Source organism: Phycicoccus sp. DTK01, from assembly GCF_017312765.1.
Taxonomy (GTDB): Bacteria; Actinomycetota; Actinomycetes; order Actinomycetales; family Dermatophilaceae; genus Phycicoccus; species Phycicoccus jejuensis.
The window spans coordinates 142247-159437 of record NZ_BOPU01000005.1; the positions used below are offsets into that span (position 1 = coordinate 142247).

Genomic DNA, 17191 nt, shown 5'->3' on the forward strand with positions numbered 1-17191 from the left:
GCCCCGGGTGCTCCGGTCGGGACGGTCGGAGGGTGGGGGGCGTCGGGTGGTCGGGGGCTCACGCGCCGGCGGGCTGCCGCCCCATCCCCAGCCACCAGCGCTCTCCGTCGCCCCAGTGGAGGTAGAGGTACGGGCCAGAGATCTCGAGTCGCGGCCGGGACGACAGCATCTCGAGCGCCCACGCCTCCTGCGCCATCCGGTCGGCGTCCAGGCACGCCATCTCGGTCACGGCGAGCCCGTCCGGGACGGCCAGCCGAGAGTCCTCCACCGCCACGCGCCCCCCGCCGGAGTTGCACCCCGGCTGCACCGTGAGCCGATCCCCGTCGACGGAGAACGACAGGGTCCGCGGGACGACGGGGGCCGGGGCCCCGGTGGTGTTCACCGCCACCCACCGCCCCGCGAGGTCGTCCACCGACGCGACCGGGCGAGACCCGTTCGCCGAGCCGTCGCCCCCGTCGCCCACCACCTGCAGCCGTAGGGCTGCCGCCCCCGCGACGACGAGCAGGACGACGGCGAGGGCGGCCGCCACGCGACCGGACAGGCGCTGCATGCCCGTGCGACGCCCGTCAGAGCTGGACGGTTCCGCCGGCGGTGCCTCCGGACGTACCGCTCGGGTCGTCTGGCGACGCGTCCGGCGACGCCGCGGACCCCGTCGCGGACCCCGTCGCGGACCCCGTCGCCGGACGCCGCTCCGGGATGCCCCCGGGGTCCGTGTGGGCCGTCACCCACGCGTCCACCTCGTCCCACCGGGCGTCCAGCCACGCCGCGAACGCGACCGGGTCGGACGGCACGTCCTCGCTGCGCCAGGTCCACGTCCGCACGAGGAAGGGCCGGTCGCGGAACGGCATCGCGTCCCAGATGAGCCGCGGGCTCGAGAGCTGCCCGTACCCCGCGTGCGCCACGACCATGACGTCGGCCTCGGGACGGGCCTCGCGCGCCGCCCAGGCCCCCCGCGTCTTCGGCGGGAGCACGTTGACCAGCGCCTCGGCCCGGGCGGCCCGGCGGTGCTCGCCGCGCCGCCGCAGCCGCTCGATGAGGTGCGCCCGGCGTGACGGCGTCCAGTTCTGGCCCTCGGGGAAGATGAGCAGGACGTCGTCGTCGCCGAGGGTGCCGGCCATCCCGCGCACACCGGCCAGCCGGTCCTCCCCGGCCGACGGGACGAAGAACGAGTCGAGGCGGGTGAGGATCGTGTCGACCCCGGGGTCCCACCGCAGCGCCTCGGCGAGGACGATCCGCGGCAGCCGGCCGGCGGTCCGGGCCAGCAGCCAGGCGACGGCCAGCGAGTCGAACGGCCCCGCGTGCCGCGCGAGGGCGAGGAGCGGACGCCCCGCGGTGCCGAAGTGCATCCGCTCGGTCAGCCGGACCTCGAGCCCCAGCCAGCGCCGCGTGTAGAACATCAGGGAGTCGAGCGCGTCGGACAGCAGCCGCTCGTGCGCCTCGCGCCACTCCGGCGCCCGGTCGTCGTGGGGCTCCGCCCCGAGCACCCAGCAGCGCACGAGCATCCGGATGTCGACCCACATGAGCAGGACGGCGAGGCAGGCGCAGCGGAACAGCCGCGCGCGCCGGTCGACGAGCGAGTGCAGGGCCCCGGCCACGACGACCGGCACCATCAGCCCGGTGACGACGAGGCCGACGAGCGGCCAGAGCGGCGCCAGCACGCGGCGGACCGCCCGTGGCGGCGGGGGGATGCCTCGAGCGCCCATGCCCGCGAGCCTAGGGCCAGGTCCGGCTGCGGGACAGGGCCTCCGGCGGGTGCCCCGTCAGAGCGCGGCCAGGTACGCCGCCGACGCCTCGAAGGCCTGCCGCTCCCGCTCGCGCATCCGGGAGGACCGGGCCGCGCGCAGCGACACGCTGGGGGTCGACTCGGCCCCGCTCGGCAGGACGTGGGTCTCGACCTCGGCCGGGACCGACGCCATCTCGTGGACGTAGCGGTGGCGCCGGGCGATCTCGAACGCCACCGTCCCGACCTCCCACGGCCGGCGAGGCGGCGCCAGCGGCTGCTCGACGCGCCCGACCTGGAGGACGAACACCCGGGTCGCCCCGAGCGCCAGCGCCCGACCCACCGGGATCGAGTGCACGAGACCGCCGTCGAGGTGCGACCACCCGTCGATGACGACCGGCGGGAAGAGTCCCGGCACCGAGCACGACGCGACGACCGGCCACGTCAGCGGGCCGGCGTCGAACCACGCGGCGCTCGCGTCCTCGATGCGGGCCGCGACGCACTGGAACGGCACCGCCAGCTCCTCGAACGTCGACACCGGCAGGTAGGTGTCGATGACGTGCCGCAAGGGCGCGTTCGACAGCAGGTGGGTGCGCGACCGGGCCGCCCGCGCCGCCTGACGCACCGGGTTCTCGACGAACACCCCCTCGCGGACGACCGCCTCCCAGACCTCGGCCAGCCGGCCCGCCCCGGCGGGCGTCGGGTCGGCGGCCACGAACGCCCCGTTGAGCGCCCCGATGCTCGTCCCGAGGACGAGGTCGGGCACGACACCGGCGTCGGCCAGCGCGCGGACCATCCCGACCTGCGTGGCCCCGAGGACGCCGCCCCCGCCGAGGACGAACGCCGTGAGCCCCTCGCCGTCCGCCATCCCCCCATGATGCCGCCCGGTAGCCTGCGACCATGGCTGGCGCGGCGATCTTCGACCTCGACCGCACCCTCCTGCAGGGCGGCACCGGGCCGCTGCTCTCGCGCGCGATGTACGACCTCGGCGTCGTCAGCCGGCGCCTGCCCGGTGAGGGCCTGCTCTTCAAGGCCTTCGACCTCATCGGCGAGACCCTGCCGAGCATCGCCCTGGCCCGCCAGGCCACGCTCGTCGCGCGCGGCCGCGCCGGGGACGCGTTCGACGCGGCGGCCACCGCTGCGGCGGAGACGATCTCCGCGGTCATCCACCCGTTCGCGCTCGCGCTCATCGAGCAGCACCGCGCCGCGGGCCGCCCCGTCGTCCTCGCGACGACGACGCCGGAGCACCTCGTCCGCCCGCTCGCCGACCGGCTCGGCGTCGACCACGTCGTCGCGACCCGGTACGCCCTGACCGAGGACGGGCGCTTCAGCGGCGACCTCGAGGGGCCGTTCGTCTGGTCGCGCGGCAAGCTCGACGCGGTGCGCGCGTGGGCCGCGCGCGAGGGCATCGACCTCGCCGAGTCCTTCGCCTACTCCGACTCGATCTACGACCTGCCGCTGCTCTCGGCGGTCGGCACCCCGGCCGCGGTCAACCCCGACCCGCGGCTCACCGTCTACGCGCTCGCCCGGGGGTGGCCCATCGTGCACTTCGACGTCTCGCCCGGAGTCGTCAAGATCCCGGTCCTCGGGGTCGAGCTCCAGCGGCTGCTGTTCCTCGCGAGCCCCCCGCTGCTCACGCCGTACGCGCGCTTCGACGTCGGCGGCACGGAGAACGTCCCGCGCACCGGGCCGGCGATCCTCGTCGGCAACCACCGCAGCTACTTCGACATCCCCGCGATGATCCAGATGATGCGCCGCACCGGCCGCACGGGGCGCATCCTCGCGAAGAAGGAGCTCTTCGACGTCCCGGTCGTCGGGGCGCTCGCCACCGCCCTCGGCGGCATCCCCGTCGACCGCGCCGGCGGTGGGCAGGAGTCCTTCGAGACCGCGGCCGTCGCGCTCGAGGCCGGCGAGCTCGTCTGCCTCCTGCCCCAGGGCACGATCCCGCGCGGCGAGCGGTTCTACGACCCGGTCCTCAAGGGGCGCACCGGCGCCGCCCGGCTCGCCGCCGCGACCGGCGCCCCCGTGATCCCCTTCGGGATCTGGGGCAGCGAGAAGGTGTGGCCGCGCAGCTCGGCCGCCCCGCGGATGCTCGCGCTCACCGACCCGCCGACGGTCCGCGTACGGGTCGGCGAGCCGGTCGAGGGGCTGGGGGGCACCCCCGCGGCCGACACGAAGAGGATCATGGCGGCGATCGTCGACTGCCTCCCGCCCGAGGCCCGCGAGCAGCGCACCCCGAGCGCCGAGGAGATCGCGCTCGCGACCCCGCGCGGCCGCTGACGACGGGCCGGCCCGCCCTGCGGAACGCCGTTTCCGGGGCGTGGTCGGACAGACCCCGCCATGACGGTCCGCCAGGGGCTCGCCTGGGTGCTCTACGTCGGGGTGGTGCTGCCCCTGCTCCTGCGGCCGGCGCGCCGCGCCGCCGGGCAGCCGCGAGAGGTCGACCCGGCCCACGAGACGGCGAGCGCCTGACCCGGGAGACGAGGCCGCGCAGGCCCCTGCGCCGGCGCGGACCCGCCTCCGGTCAGGACGCTACCGACGGCCACCGCCGGCTGCGATGGGGAGAACTCCCCTCCTGACGAAATATATTCCGCACCAATGGAAATGCGCAAACGCTGGTGTCGGGCCGCCTCGGGCGACAGGGTGGGACCATGACCGCGCCCACGACCGTCATCCTCTTCGGCGCCACCGGCGACCTCGCGCAGCGCAAGCTCATCCCCGGGCTGCTGCACCTCTTCCAGTCGCGCCTGCTCGACGACCTGCGTGTCGTCGGCACCTCGCTCGACGACAAGTCACCGGACGAGTTTCGCGACTTCGCCCACACCGCGATCCGTGAGCACAGCACCCGCGACATCGACGAGGCCGACTGGCGCGAGTTCGTCCAGCGGCTCGACTACGTCCCGCTCTCGGCCGGGCCCGACGCGCTCGCCGAGGCCGTCGGGCGGGCCGAGAAGCAGCTGCCCGGCGAGGTCGAGCTGCGACTGCACTACCTCGCGGTCCCGCCCAGGGCGGCGCTCGCGGCCGTGCAGACCATCGCCGACGCCCGGCTCGTCGAGCGCAGCCGCGTCGTCATGGAGAAGCCCTTCGGCCACGACCACGCGAGCGCCGTCGCGCTCAACGCCCAGCTGCACGAGGTGTTCGACGAGGACCAGATCTTCCGGATCGACCACTTCCTCGGCAAGGAGCCGGCGCAGAACATCCTCGCGTTCCGCTTCGCCAACGGCCTCTTCGAGCCGATCTGGCACCGGAACAACATCTCCCACATCCAGATCGACGTCCCCGAGACGCTCGGCCTCAGCCAGCGCGCCGACTTCTACGAGGCGACGGGCGCCTACCGCGACATGGTCGTCACGCACCTCTTCCAGATCCTCGCCTTCACCGCGATGGAGCCGCCGACGGCGCTGGAGCCGCTGGCCATCAGCCGCGAGAAGAACAAGGTCTTCCGCTCGATGCAGCCGATCATGCCGTCCGACGTGGTGCGTGGGCAGTACACCGGCTACCACCAGGAGCCCGGGGTGGCGGCGGACTCCGACACCGAGACCTTCGTCGCGCTCAAGTGCTACGTCGACAACTGGCGCTGGGCGGGGGTGCCGTTCTACCTGCGCACCGGCAAGCGGATGGCCGAGGGCGCGCGGATCATCTCCATCGCCTTCAAGGAGCCCCCGCAGTCGATGTTCCCGAAGGGCTCGGGCGTCGGCGACCAGGGGCCGGACCACCTGACCTTCGACCTCGCGGACCGGTCCCGGATGTCCCTGTCCTTCTACGGCAAGCGGCCCGGCCCGGGCTTCCGGCTCGACAAGCTCTCCATGCAGTTCTCGATGCAGGAGACGAGCTGGGCCGGCGCGGTGCTCGAGGCGTACGAGCGGCTCATCTACGACGCGGCCCGCGGCGACCGGACCCTCTTCACGTCGGCGACCGGCATCGAGCGGCTCTGGGAGATCAGCCAGCCGATCCTCGACAACCCGCCGCCGGTGCACCCGTACGCGCAGGGGACGTGGGGCCCGAACCAGATCCACCAGCTCATCGCGCCCTTCACGTGGCGGCTGCCGTTCGAGCGCACCTGGCGCGAGCACACGAAGGGCTGAGCGCCGTCCGGCGCGGCCGGCGCCGGCGACCTCGGGTCAGGCGCCGGCCGGCCGCCCGTTCTCGGTGCGGACGACGAGCACGCGCGGCTGCACCTCGACCGAGAGGCGGCTCGCCTCGCCGATGATGTCGCCGTCGACCTGGACCCGCTGCGGATCGTCGACCTGCACGGTCGCCGTCTGGCACTTGTGCCGCGCGAGGTTGGCGTTGGTCCGGTCGCTGCGGGTGATGACGCGCGCCGCGACCGACGCCCACGCGGCCACCCCGCGGGGCGCCAGGACGATGACGTCGAGCATGCCGTCGTCGGGCTCGGCGTCCGGGAGCAGGTCGATGCCGCCGGTGATCTTGCCGCAGTTGCCGATGACGACCATCCGCGCCCGCTGCGTGGCCGGTGGGCCCCCGTCGACGGTCAGCGTGACCTTGAAGCGCTCGGTGAGCATGTGGCGCAGGCCCGCCGGGACGTACGCGCCCCAGCCGATCCGCGACTTCAGCTGCTCGGACGTCGAGTCCATGATCGCGGCGTCGAGGCCCATCCCGGCCATGACGAAGAAGGCGTGCCGCTGCGCGCCGGCGCTCGAGCCCTCGCCGGCGCCCTCCTCGAGCTCGAGGTCCTCGGGGTCGAGGGTCAGCCAGGCGGCGTCGACGTGCCGGTTGCGCCCGGTGAGGGCGACGACCATCGCGCGCTCGAGGTCGTCGACGGGCATCTCGAGGTTGCGGGCGAGAAGGTTGCCGGTGCCGCCGGGCAGCAGCCCGAGCGGGACGCCGGAGCCGACCATCTCCTGGGCGACGGCGCGGACGGTGCCGTCGCCGCCCAGCGCGCAGACGAGGTCGACCCCGCTCGCGAGGGCCTCGCGGGTCTGGCCGAACCCGACGTCGTGGACGGTCGTCTCGTGCAGCTCCGGCGGGGCCCAGTCCTGCGCCTCGCAGACGCGGGCGAGGGTGGCGCGGACGGCGTCGAGGTCGTCGAACTTCGTCGGGTTGACGACGACGGCCACCCGCTTGCGCGGCGGCGGAGCGTCGTCGACCCCGCGGAAGCTGTCACGCGAGGGGCGCTGGGCCGCGACGTGCCGCCCCGGCTCGCGCGCGGACAGCACGAGGTAGACGCCGACGACGGCGAAGAGCACCGCCACCGCGACGCCGACCCAGGTCCACGCTTCGCCAGACACACACCGGAAGGTACAGGAGGCCCGGCACGCCCGTAGTCTGCGGGGATGACCGAGAACGCCGACGCCGCCCTGGTGCCCGACACCAAGGACTGGACGTGGGTGCTCGAGCGCCCGTGCCCCGACTGCGGCTTCGACCCGCGGGCCGTCGCCTCCGACGACATCGCCCGGCTGGTGACCGCCTTCACGGACCCGTGGGCGTCGGTGCTCGAGCGTCCCGACGCCGCCGTCCGGCCGGACCCGGCCACGTGGTCGCCGCTCGAGTACGCCTGCCACGTGCGCGACGTCTGCCGCCTCTTCGAGGAGCGGCTGGAGGGCATCCTCACGCAGGACGACCCGACGTTCGGCAACTGGGACCAGGACGCCACCGCCGTCGCCGAGCGCTACGGCGAGCAGGAGCCGGCCACCGTCTCCGCGCAGCTGCGGGAGGCCGCCGCCGGCCTCGCCGACCGGTTCGCCGGCGTCGAGGACGTCGCGTGGTCACGGACCGCCACCCGCTCCGACGGCGCCCGGTTCACGACCCTGTCCTTCGGCCGCTACGGCCTGCACGACCTCGCGCACCACCTCGTGGACGTCGGGGTCGCCCTCCCGTGAGTCCCGAGCTCGTCTACGTCCTGCTGGGCGGGGCGCTCCTCCTCGCGGCCGTCCTCCCGCAGGCCCTGCACCGCTGGGCCCTCTCGGCCCCGATGGTCCTCGTGGCGGTCGGGCTCCTCGTGGGGACGACCGCGGTCTCCGGTGACGTCGTCATCGACCCCGTGGCGCTGCGCCCGTGGATCGAGCACCTCGCCGAGTTCACCGTGCTCGTCGCGCTCATGGGCGTCGGGCTCGCGCTCGACCGCCCGCTGCGGCCGCGGCTGCGCGCGTCCTGGGCCTCCTGGGAGCCGACGTGGCGGTTGCTCGGCATCGCGATGCCGCTGACCATCGGCGCGGTCGCCCTGCTGGCCTTCGGTCCGCTCGGGGTGGCGTTCCCCGCGGCCCTGCTGCTCGGGGCGGCGCTGGCGCCGACCGACCCCGTCCTCGCCTCGGACGTCCAGGTCGAGGGGCCCACCCTCGAGGGGGACGACGACGACCTCGACGAGGACGACGAGGTGCGGTTCGCGCTGACGAGCGAGGCCGGGCTCAACGACGGCCTCGCGTTCCCGTTCGTCTGGGCGGCGATCTTCCTCGCCGGCGCGGCCCCGGCCGGCGGCGTGCTGCTCTGGGTCGGCTGGGAGCTCGTGGGGAAGGTCGTCGTCGGCGTCGCGGTCGGATGCCTCGTCGGCTGGGTGCTGGCCCGGCTGGCCTTCCGGGCCTCGCGCCGCTCGCTGAGGCTGGCCGAGGTCGGTGAGCCGCTCCTCGCCCTCTCGGCCCTCCTCCTCGCCTACGGCGCGGCCGAGTTCGCGCACGGCTACGGCTTCCTCGCGGTCTTCGCCTGCGCGATGACCATCCGCTCCTTCGAGCGCCACGACCAGTACCACCGGCACATGCACGACGTCGTCGAGCGGCTCGAGACCCTGCTCACCCTCGTCATGCTGCTCGGGCTGGGCTTCGCGATCACGACCGGGCTGCTCGCCAACCTCGACTGGCGCGGCGTCCTCGTCGGGCTGCTCCTCGTCTTCGTCATCCGGCCGGTCGCCGGCTACGTGTCCTTCCTCGGCCACCGCAAGGGCACCCGCACCGCGTGCCTCAGCGTGCCGGAGCGGCTCGTCATCGGCTTCTTCGGGGTCCGGGGCATCGGCTCCCTCTACTACCTCGCCTTCGCGCTCGGCCACGCGCGCTTCACCGAGGAGCGCTGGCTGTGGTCGGCCGTCGGGTTCACCGTGGCCCTCTCGGTCGTCGTCCACGGCGTCCTCGCCACCCCCGCCATGCGCTGGTTGGAGCGCCGGCGCGACGAGGCGGCCGCCGAGGGCGGGGGGCGCCCCGGCGGGCCGGGCGGACCGGACGGGATGGCCCGTGCCGCCTGAGGTCCGTGACGGCCCGCTCGTCCTCGTCGTCGTCAACGACCCCGACAGCGGCCCCGGGCGCTTCGGGGCTTGGCTCGAGGAGGCCGGGGTGCGGCTGCGGGTCGTCGACGGCCCGTCCGTGCCGGCGACGACGGAGGGTCTCGACGGCGTGCTGCTCCTCGGCGGCGGCTTCATGCCGGACGCCGACGAGCGCGCCCCCTGGCTGCCGGCCGAGCGGCGGCTCGCGGCCGCCTGCCTCGACGACGGCACGCCGCTGCTCGGCATCTGCCTCGGCGCCCAGCTCCTCGCGCTCGTCGCCGGCGGCCGGGTCACGGCCGACTCGGGGCGCCCCGAGCGGGGGTCGGTCGTCGTCCGGCGCACGCCCGCGGCCACCGGTGACGCGCTGTTCGGCGGCCTCGCGGACACCTTCCCGGCGATCCAGAACCACCGGGACGAGGTGACGGCGCTACCCGAGGCGGCCGTGCACCTCGCGGCCTCCGCCACCTGCCCGCACCAGGCCTTCCGGGTCGGCGCCGCCGCCTGGGGCGTGCAGTTCCACCCGGAGGCCTCGGCCGAACGCCTCGAGCGCTGGGACGCCGGCCGGGTCGCGGCCGAGGGGTTCGACCTCGACGCGCTGCGGGCCGCCGCCCGCGCCGCCGAGCCCGCGTCGGAGGCGGCCGCCCGGGCGCTGCTCGTCGCCTTCGTGGCCGTGGTCGGGCGAGGTCAGGAGCGGGCGAGCGAGCGGCCGGGGATCGCGTCCAGCAGCCGGCGCGTGTAGTCCTCGCGCGGGTCCGCGAACAACGCCTCCGGGTCCCCGTGCTCGACGATCCGGCCGTCCTTCATCACGTAGACCCGGTGCGCCACCAGTCGCACGACGGCCAGGTCGTGGGTGATGAACAGGTAGGACAGCCCGAGCTCCTCCTGGAGCCGGACCATGAGGTCCAGGACCTGCTCCTGGACGAGGACGTCGAGCGCGCTGACGGCCTCGTCCATGACGACGAGGCGCGGGTCGAGCGCCAGGGCGCGGGCGATGGCCACGCGCTGACGCTGCCCGCCCGACAGCTCGTGCGGACGGCGCTCCGCGAGCGCGACCGGCAGGGCGACCCGGTCGAGCAGCTCGCGGACGGCGACCCGGCGGGTGCGGGCGTCACCGACGCGGTGGACGACGAGCGGCTCTGCGACGGCCTGCTCGACGGTGTAGCGCGGGTCGAGGGACGCGTACGGGTTCTGGAAGACCGGCTGCACGGCCCGCCGGAAGCCGCGCAGGCGGCGGCCGCGCCGTCCGGTCACGTCCTCGCCGTCGAAGTGGACCGTGCCCTCGTCCGGGTCCTCGAGCCTGAGGGCGAGACGGGCGGTCGTCGACTTGCCGGAGCCCGACTCGCCGACGACCGCGACGGTCCGACCGACCGGTACCTCGAGGTCGACCTGGTCGACGGCGGTGAGGGGCTCGGACCTCCCGGGCACCCGGTAGCGCCGCACGACACCGGACAGGGTGAGCAGCGGGCTCTCCTCCCCGGGGTCGACGGCACCCTCGGAGGCGCCGGCAGGACGGTCCCGCACCTTGCGCACCGCGAGGCCGGGCGCTGCCCCGAGGAGACGGCGGGTGTACTCGTGACGGGGCTGTGTGACGAGCTCCTCCGCAGGCCCGGTCTCGACGATCTCTCCCCGGTACATGACGGCCACGCGGTCGGCCCGTTCGGCCGCGAGGGCGAGGTCGTGCGTGATGAGGACCACCGCGGACCCGAGGTCGTCGGCCAGCTCGGCCATCTGGTCGAGCACGAGCCGCTGGACCGTGACGTCGAGGGCCGAGGTGGGCTCGTCGGCCAGCAGCACCTCGGGGCGGCAGGCCAGGGCCATCGCGATGAGCACCCGCTGGCGCATCCCTCCGGAGAACTCGTGCGGGTACTGGTCGACCCGGTGCCCGGCGTCCGTGAGGCCCGCGCGTTCGAGGAGGGCCACGGCCTCCGCTCGGGCCGCGGACCCCCGGGCGCGGTCGTGCACCTCGAGGGCCTCGGCGATCTGGGCTCCGACGGTGAGCACGGGGTTGAGGCCGGTCATCGGGTCCTGCGGCACCATGCCGACGCGTCGGCCACGCACGTCGCGCAGGGTGCGCTCGTCGGCGGTCGTGAGGTCGAGGTCCCCCAGCCGCACGCTGCCCGCGATGATCCGGCCGTTCTCGGGCAGCAGCCGGTTGACGCACGAGGCGAGCGTGGACTTGCCGGAGCCGGACTCGCCGACGACGGCGACGGTCTCGCCGGCACGGACGTCGAGGTCGACGCCACGGACCGCCTCCACGTCACCGCGCGCGGTGCTGAACGCGACGCGCAGGCCCCGCACGGAGAGGACGGGGCCGGCGCGACCGGGGTCGGACGGGGTGCTCATCGCGTGGTCTCCTCACCGCGGGGTGCCGCCGCGAGGACCGCGGCAGCGATCTCGTCCCCGGTGGCCAGGCCGGCCAGCGGGTCGGGGGTCTCCGGCGCCGGTGGGACGGCGAGGAGCGGCCCGGTCGTGCCGTGCAGTCGGGTGGCGGCCGCGGCCACGACGACACCGGTGGCCGGGTCGAACGCCCAGAAGGTCCCGGTGAACCCGCTGTGCCAGAGCCACCTCCCGGGACCGCCGCGCCCGTTGGCCCGGTCGTGGACTCGGAACCCGAGCGCCTGGCTCGGGTCCACGGCGGTCGGGCGCGCGAACCGGTCGAGGAGGGTGGTGTCGACGAGTCGTCCGTCGGTCAGGGCGGCTCCGAGGAGGAGGAGGTCGGCGAGCGGCGCGAAGAGCCCGGCGTGACCTGCGACGCCACCGAGCGCGTGCGCCGCGTTGCCGTCGTTCGCACGTCCCCGGACCGGACCGGCGCGCCAGCCCCGGAAGTCCGCGCCGTCCGCGTCGACCGGGTACGGCCGGCCGGTGGCGACCATGACCTGCTCGACGACGTCGCTGTCGGAGCTGGTGGCGGCCTGCGCCGCCGCGACCGGGCCGAACCGGGCGGCGAGGCCCAGCGGTTCGGCGACGCGGGAGCGGAAGGCCACGTCGAGGTCCTCGCCGCAGGCCCTCTCGACGACGAGCCCCGCCAGGACCATCCCCAGGTCCGAGTAGCGGCGCTCGTGGCCCGGAGGGCGGTGGAGGGGGAGGGCGAGGACGCGCTCGAGGGTCCCCTCGCGGTCGGTGCCGGCGAGGTAGAGCGGGCGCCACGGCGGCAGCCCGGCGCTGTGCGAGAGCAGGTCCGCGACGGTGGCGTCCTCGCGCAGCCGGGCGTCGACGGCGTCCGGGAGGTACTCCCCGACCGGGGCGTCCACGTCGAGCAGCTGCTCCGCGGTGAGGAGGAGGGCGAGCGTGGTGGTCACGGCGACCTTGGTCACCGAGGCCAGGTCCAGCCGGCAGTCGGGGGTCATCGGCGTCCCCTCGGCGTCGGCCGACCCCAGGTCGGCCCAGCCGGATGCGGCGACGTCGCACCCGCCGTCGGGGGTGCGCCACCCCACCACGGCTCCGGCCGGGTGGCGCTCGCCGAGGGTGAGGAGGTGCTGTGCCGTGTCGGCCGGTGAGCTCACGGAGCCCCCTCGACGACGAGCGAGCCGGGCCAGCTCGCGAGCGGGGGACCGGGCCGCCAACCGCCGACCCCCGGGACGAGCACACCGCCGAGGACGCGGGGGCCGCAGGCCCCGGTGCAGGACGGGACGTTGCCGGGCAGGCCGTGGGCGGTGGCCCAGCCGATGAGGGCGAAGGCCACGGCCTCCTTCTGGTCGGAGGGGATCCCGAGGCTCTCGGTCGTGGTCAGCTCGACCCCCTCGAGGAGCGCACCGAGCCGGGTCATGAGCCCGGGGTGGCGGACCCCGCCACCGGACGCGACGACGAGGTCGAGGTCCGCGGCCCGCACGGCGTGGGCCACGGTGCGCGCGGTGAGCTCGACGAGGGTCGCGACGAGGTCGGGGAGGAGGGGGTGCGTCCCCGCACGGGCGAGCGCGTCGTCGAGGTAGGCGCGGTGGAACAGCTCCTTGCCGGTGCTCTTCGGCGCGGGCAGCGCGTAGTACGGCTCGGCGAGCAGGACCTCGAGCAGGCCCTCGTCGACCGTGCCCGCCGCCGCCAGCCTGCCGTCCTCGTCGAACGCCGCGGCGCCGTCGGTCCCGGTCACCACGGCGGCGTCGACGAGCGCGTTGGCCGGCCCGATGTCCCAGGCGACGGGGTCCGCGCCCGGTGTGCAGACGGTGATGTTCGAGATGCCGCCGAGGTTGAGCGCGCCGGCGCGCCTGCCGTCGGTCCCGCCCAGGAGGAGCCGGTCGAGCACCGGGACGAGCGGCGCGCCCTGCCCACCGGCGGCGAGGTCGGCGGCGCGCACGTCGGCGACCACGGGGACGCCGGTGGCCTCGGCGATCCACGCCGGCTGCCCCAGCTGGAGCGTGCCCAGGGCCTTCCCGGCCTCGACCCAGTGGTACACGGTCTGGCCGTGGGAGCAGACGAGGTCGACCGCGCCCACGGCCTCCAGCGCGTCGGCGGCGGCCGCGGCGAACGCCTGCCCGATCCGTGTGTCGAGCTCGCACACCGCGTCCATCCCGACGGCCGTCGGGGGCAGGGCGTCGAGCAGCAGGCGGCGGAGGTCCGCCGGGTAGGGGGCGGACGCGGTGTGCACGAGCCGCATCCGCAGCCGGTCGCGGTCGGCGACGAGGTCGACGACCGCGACGTCGATCCCGTCGTGCGAGGTGCCGGAGATCATCCCGAGGACGCGCATCAGCGACCCCCGGCGCGCGGGTCGAGGGCCGAGCGCAGCGCGTCCCCGAGCAGGTTGAGCCCGACGACGGCGACCACGAGCCCGATGCCGGGGAACACGAGCAGCCACGGGGCGATGACCGCGAGCGTCTGGGCGTCGTAGACCATGCCGCCGAGGGAGGCGGCGGGCGGCGGCGTGCCGAAGCCGAGGAAGCTGAGCGAGGCCTCCGTGAGGATCGCCCAGGACAGCGACAGCGTCGTCTGGACGACGAGGATGCCGGTCATGTTGGGCACCACGTGCTCGACGAGCGTCGAGAGGCGCGAGCGCCCGACGGCCTGGGAGGCGACGACGTACTCGGCGGAGCGCAGGCTGAGCACGGGGCCCCGGGCCACGCGCGCGAAGATCGGGACGTAGACCACGGCGATGGCGATGCTCACGGTGAGCCAGCTGCGCTCGAGCGTGGCCGCGAGCGCCAGGGCCAGGAGGAGCGAGGGGAACGCGAAGAGGATGTTGGTCAGCATGCCGACGAGCCGGTCGACCAGCCCGCCGAAGAAGCCGGCGAGCACCCCGAGGGTGATGCCGACCGCCCCGGACGCGGCGACGGAGACGACGGCGACCCGCATCGAGTTCGCGAGACCCGACGCGACACGGGCGAAGACGTCACGGCCGAACTGGTCGGTCCCGAACCACGCGTCGCCGGACGGGCCGAGCAACGAGCGGGAGACGTCCTGAGCGGCGGGGTCCCGCGGGGTCAGGCCCAGGGCGGCGACGAGCGCGAGGCCCACGACCAGCACCATGAGCAGCACCCCGACCGCGCCCGAGGGCGTGCCGAAGGCGGCCCGCCACGCACGCGCCCGACCGGCGGCGGCCGCGCCCGGCTCGAGACCGGTCTCGGTGGCGCTCACCGGGCACGCACCCGGGGGTCGACCAGCCGGTAGACGAGATCGGTGAGGAGGTTGACGAGCACGAACATGACGGCGATGACGAGCACGGTGCTCTGCACCACGGCGTACTCCTTCTGCTGGAGCCCGAGCAGCACCTGGCGGCCGATGCCCGGGACGGCGAAGATCTGCTCGGCGACGAGCGCGCCCGAGAGGAGGAAGCCGAACTGCAGGCCCGTCATCGTGACGACGGGGATCAGGGCGTTGCGCAGCACGTGCCTCACCTGCAGCAGTCGCGGGGGCACGCCCTTGGCCCTCGCTGTCCGGACGAAGTCCTCCGAGCGCACCCCGAGGATCGCGGTGCGCGTCGTCTGCAGCACCGGCGAGGCGATGCTGACGCCGAGCACGAGCGCGGGCAGGGCCATCTGCTGGAGGTTGAGCCAGGGGTCCTCGAGCAGGGTGCGGTACCCCTCGCCGTTGGGGTACCAGCCGAGCTGGTTGGCGAGGAACGTGGCGAGGGCGGTCGCGAGGAGGAACGAGGGGACGGACAGCGAGAGCAGGCTCCCGAGCTGGGTCGCCCCGTCACGGGCCCGCCCCGGACGGCTGGCGGCGAGCATCCCCCCGGGGATCCCGAGGAGCAGCCCGACGACGATCGCGAGGACCGCCAGCTCGACGGTGTTGGGGAGCGCCTGCGCCGTGAGGGCGGCGACGCTCGTGCCGGAGGCCGTCGAGAGCCCGAGGTTGCCCGACAGGACTCCGCCGAGCCACCCGAGGTACTGCACGGGCCACGGTCGGTCGATGCCGTAGTACGCCTCGAGGGAGCGGATCTGGTCGGGGCTCAGCTCCCCGGCCGCGATGCCGTACGACGCGGTGATCTGGTCTCCCGGCACCACGCGCAGCACCACGAAGGTGAGCAGCGAGACGCCGACGAGGGTGACGACGGCCTCGGCGAGCCGGCGGACGAGCGGACGGGAGAGGGCTGCGCGCAGTCGGGTCATGTCAGCCGAGCGAGGCCTTCCACAGGGTGCTGAGGCTCGCGTCGGTCCGGGCCTCGAGCCCCTGCATCGCGCTGTCGTGGACGAGGAACAGCTTCGGCGTGAACAGCCACACCCAGGCCGCCTGGTCGACGAGCTCGTCCGAGACCTGCGTGTAGACGGCCTTGCGCTCGGCCGGGTCGGTCGTCGCGACTCCCTCGGTGAACAGCCGGTCGAGCGAGGGCGAGGAGTAGCCCGCCACCTTCTGGAAGCTGCCCTTGCTCGTGAAGTACCGGGCGTACATGGTGTTGGGGTCGGCACTGCCCCCGTTGAGCGCGATCGCCGCGTCGAAGTCGCCCGCCAGCCAGCGGTCGACGTAGTCGCCGGAGTCCAGGCTCTCGAGCTGGACCCGGATGCCCACCTTGCCGAGCTGGGCCTGGATGGCCTGGGCCTCGTCGACCGCGGTCGAGTACAGGCCCTGCGACGTCATGAGCTTGAGGTCGAAGCCGTCGGGCGTCCCCGCGGCGGCGAGGTACTGCTTGGCCTTGGCCAGGTCCTGCTCGGGGCAGGGCTGGGCGGCGGGGTCGGAGCGGTACTGGGGTGAGGTGATGGGGCCGGTCACCTCACCGGCTCCGAGGGCCGCGGAGTCGACGACCTCCTGCCGCGAGACCGCGCACTGGATGGCGAGCCGCGTGTTGACGTCCGAGAGCGTCGGTGACGACGCGCGCAGCTGGAGGGCGTGATAGCTTAGCGAGTCGACGGCCGTGCTCGTGACCTTGCCCGTCCCGGCGGTCCGCGCGGTGATCGGGTCGTCGAGCACCGTGAGGTCGACGGCCCCGGTGCGCAGGGCCGAGACCATGGCCTGCTCGTCGGGGATGACGCGGAACTCCAGGCCCGCCGCGCCCGGCGTGCCGCCGTAGTAGGAGTCGTTGCGCTTCAGGGTGATCGACTGGTTCGGGGTCCGGGTGTCCCAGGCGTACGGGCCGGAGCCGAGCGGCGTCTTCTCGAGGGTCGCCGGGTCGGCGTCGGAGGGGACGATGCCGGTGTTGGTCCCGGTGAGGCCGCTGGGGAACGAGGCGTCCGGACGGCTCAGCGTCACGACGACGGTCTGGGCGTCGGGAGCCTCGACGGAGGCGACGCTCGCGAAGTACGACGCCGACGTGGCCTTGGACTCCGGGTCCATGATCGTCTCGAACGTGTGCTTGACGTCGGCCGAGTCGAGGGCCGACCCGTCACTGAAGGTGACGCCCTGCTTGAGGGTGAAGGTGTAGGTGAGCCCGTCGTCCGAGACGGTCGGCAGCTCGGCGAGCCCGGCGACCGGTTCGGAGTTCGCCCCGGTGTCGAGCAGGGTGCTGTAGACCTGCGACAGGACCTGGATCGCCTGCTTGGAGGTGACCGTCCACGGCAGCGTCTGGGTGGGGTCGGCGCTGATGCCGACGACGATGCGCCCGTCGCCGGACGCGGCCGTGCCGCTGGTGGCCCCGCCTCCGCAGGCCGAGAGGCCGAGGGCCGCGCAGAGGGTGAGGGCCGCGGTGGCCCGGGCGGACGGTCGTCGGACGGAAGGCATCATCGGCTCCTGGAGGTGGTCGGAGGGCCCGTGTCCCCGCAGCTCGGGGACCGGCACGGTCCACGCGGCCGATGCTAGGTCAACAAGTCACGCAGTGGAACGCGTGGACGTTACTTATTCACGATCCGAGCGGTCGACGGCCACCGGCAGGTGTCCGTCGAACGGGGGTGCGGCCTCCGTCCTCA

Annotated in this window: 16 protein-coding genes; 6 read left to right on the forward strand and 10 right to left on the reverse strand. The window is 74.7% G+C overall.

Annotated features, from left to right (window positions below):
* Positions 1–58: 58 nt before the first annotated feature.
* From J3473_RS12560 to J3473_RS12570, 3 genes are read right to left on the reverse strand one after another with little or no spacing between them, the layout of a single operon-like run.
* Complete coding sequence (locus tag J3473_RS12560; RefSeq protein ID WP_207023911.1) at positions 59–550, reverse strand: META domain-containing protein; 492 nt, start codon at positions 548–550, stop codon at positions 59–61.
* A gap of 16 nt (positions 551–566) precedes the next feature.
* Positions 567–1703 (reverse strand): 1-acyl-sn-glycerol-3-phosphate acyltransferase, encoded by a 1137-nt coding sequence (locus tag J3473_RS12565; protein WP_207023913.1) that lies wholly within the window; start codon positions 1701–1703, stop codon positions 567–569.
* A gap of 57 nt (positions 1704–1760) precedes the next feature.
* Positions 1761–2588: a patatin-like phospholipase family protein gene (locus tag J3473_RS12570; protein ID WP_207023915.1), complete on the reverse strand. Its 828-nt coding sequence runs from the start codon at positions 2586–2588 to the stop codon at positions 1761–1763.
* A 32-nt stretch (positions 2589–2620) separates the two neighbouring features.
* Between J3473_RS12570 and J3473_RS12575 the strand changes: the two genes are divergently transcribed.
* The 3 genes from J3473_RS12575 to zwf all read left to right on the forward strand — a co-directional run bounded on the left by J3473_RS12575 (position 2621) and on the right by zwf (position 5805).
* Complete coding sequence (locus J3473_RS12575; RefSeq protein ID WP_207023917.1) at positions 2621–4000, forward strand: HAD-IB family hydrolase; 1380 nt, start codon at positions 2621–2623, stop codon at positions 3998–4000.
* A gap of 60 nt (positions 4001–4060) precedes the next feature.
* Positions 4061–4192, forward strand: coding sequence for a hypothetical protein (locus J3473_RS19660; RefSeq protein WP_256437946.1), 132 nt, complete (start codon positions 4061–4063; stop codon positions 4190–4192).
* Between the two features lie 179 nt (positions 4193–4371).
* Positions 4372–5805 (forward strand): glucose-6-phosphate dehydrogenase, encoded by a 1434-nt coding sequence (zwf, locus tag J3473_RS12580; RefSeq protein ID WP_207023919.1) that lies wholly within the window; start codon positions 4372–4374, stop codon positions 5803–5805.
* Between the two features lie 36 nt (positions 5806–5841).
* Here the strand turns inward: zwf and J3473_RS12585 are convergent, their stop codons facing one another.
* On the reverse strand, positions 5842–6969 hold the full coding sequence (locus tag J3473_RS12585; protein WP_207023921.1) for a diacylglycerol kinase family protein: 1128 nt from the start codon (positions 6967–6969) through the stop codon (positions 5842–5844).
* A gap of 45 nt (positions 6970–7014) precedes the next feature.
* On the opposite strand from J3473_RS12585, the gene J3473_RS12590 reads away from it, so the two are divergent.
* From J3473_RS12590 to J3473_RS12600, 3 genes are read left to right on the forward strand one after another with little or no spacing between them, the layout of a single operon-like run.
* Positions 7015–7560: a DinB family protein gene (locus J3473_RS12590; RefSeq protein WP_207023923.1), complete on the forward strand. Its 546-nt coding sequence runs from the start codon at positions 7015–7017 to the stop codon at positions 7558–7560.
* On the forward strand, positions 7557–8909 hold the full coding sequence (locus J3473_RS12595; RefSeq protein WP_207023925.1) for a cation:proton antiporter: 1353 nt from the start codon (positions 7557–7559) through the stop codon (positions 8907–8909). Before J3473_RS12590 ends, J3473_RS12595 begins: the two co-directional genes overlap by 4 nt.
* Entirely contained in the window at positions 8899–9666 is a 768-nt protein-coding gene (locus J3473_RS12600; RefSeq protein WP_207023927.1) for a type 1 glutamine amidotransferase, read from the forward strand. Before J3473_RS12595 ends, J3473_RS12600 begins: the two co-directional genes overlap by 11 nt.
* Here the strand turns inward: J3473_RS12600 and J3473_RS12605 are convergent.
* The 6 genes from J3473_RS12605 to J3473_RS12630 are packed head-to-tail and all read right to left on the reverse strand — an operon-like array spanning position 9612 to position 17006.
* Positions 9612–11270, reverse strand: coding sequence for an ABC transporter ATP-binding protein (locus J3473_RS12605; protein WP_207023929.1), 1659 nt, complete (start codon positions 11268–11270; stop codon positions 9612–9614). The genes J3473_RS12600 and J3473_RS12605 overlap by 55 nt on opposite strands.
* Positions 11267–12430: a serine hydrolase gene (locus tag J3473_RS12610; RefSeq protein ID WP_207023931.1), complete on the reverse strand. Its 1164-nt coding sequence runs from the start codon at positions 12428–12430 to the stop codon at positions 11267–11269. The genes J3473_RS12605 and J3473_RS12610 overlap by 4 nt, the downstream gene beginning before the upstream one ends.
* A complete protein-coding gene (locus J3473_RS12615) occupies positions 12427–13605 on the reverse strand; it encodes an anhydro-N-acetylmuramic acid kinase (protein WP_207023934.1) in 1179 nt (392 codons plus the stop codon). Before J3473_RS12615 ends, J3473_RS12610 begins: the two co-directional genes overlap by 4 nt.
* Positions 13605–14489, reverse strand: coding sequence for an ABC transporter permease (locus tag J3473_RS12620; protein ID WP_207023936.1), 885 nt, complete (start codon positions 14487–14489; stop codon positions 13605–13607). The genes J3473_RS12615 and J3473_RS12620 overlap by 1 nt, the downstream gene beginning before the upstream one ends.
* Positions 14486–15463 carry an ABC transporter permease gene (locus J3473_RS12625; protein ID WP_030527112.1) on the reverse strand — a complete coding sequence of 326 codons (978 nt, stop codon included), beginning with the start codon at positions 15461–15463 and terminating at the stop codon, positions 14486–14488. Before J3473_RS12625 ends, J3473_RS12620 begins: the two co-directional genes overlap by 4 nt.
* A gap of 1 nt (position 15464) precedes the next feature.
* Positions 15465–17006, reverse strand: coding sequence for an ABC transporter substrate-binding protein (locus tag J3473_RS12630; RefSeq protein WP_207023938.1), 1542 nt, complete (start codon positions 17004–17006; stop codon positions 15465–15467).
* Positions 17007–17191 lie beyond the last annotated feature (185 nt).

What these genes read in the sequence shown, in the direction of transcription:
- J3473_RS12560 (WP_207023911.1), bottom strand. Translation starts at nt 550, where the DNA reads ATGCAGCGCCTGTCCGGTCGCGTGGCGGCCGCCCTCGCCGTCGTCCTG.
- J3473_RS12565 (WP_207023913.1), bottom strand. Translation starts at nt 1,703, where the DNA reads ATGGGCGCTCGAGGCATCCCCCCGCCGCCACGGGCGGTCCGCCGCGTG.
- J3473_RS12570 (WP_207023915.1), bottom strand. Translation starts at nt 2,588, where the DNA reads ATGGCGGACGGCGAGGGGCTCACGGCGTTCGTCCTCGGCGGGGGCGGC.
- J3473_RS12575 (WP_207023917.1), top strand. Translation starts at nt 2,621, where the DNA reads ATGGCTGGCGCGGCGATCTTCGACCTCGACCGCACCCTCCTGCAGGGC.
- J3473_RS19660 (WP_256437946.1), top strand. Translation starts at nt 4,061, where the DNA reads ATGACGGTCCGCCAGGGGCTCGCCTGGGTGCTCTACGTCGGGGTGGTG.
- zwf (WP_207023919.1), top strand. Translation starts at nt 4,372, where the DNA reads ATGACCGCGCCCACGACCGTCATCCTCTTCGGCGCCACCGGCGACCTC.
- J3473_RS12590 (WP_207023923.1), top strand. Translation starts at nt 7,015, where the DNA reads ATGACCGAGAACGCCGACGCCGCCCTGGTGCCCGACACCAAGGACTGG.
- J3473_RS12605 (WP_207023929.1), bottom strand. Translation starts at nt 11,270, where the DNA reads ATGAGCACCCCGTCCGACCCCGGTCGCGCCGGCCCCGTCCTCTCCGTG.
- J3473_RS12615 (WP_207023934.1), bottom strand. Translation starts at nt 13,605, where the DNA reads ATGCGCGTCCTCGGGATGATCTCCGGCACCTCGCACGACGGGATCGAC.
- J3473_RS12625 (WP_030527112.1), bottom strand. Translation starts at nt 15,463, where the DNA reads ATGACCCGACTGCGCGCAGCCCTCTCCCGTCCGCTCGTCCGCCGGCTC.
- J3473_RS12630 (WP_207023938.1), bottom strand. Translation starts at nt 17,006, where the DNA reads ATGCCTTCCGTCCGACGACCGTCCGCCCGGGCCACCGCGGCCCTCACC.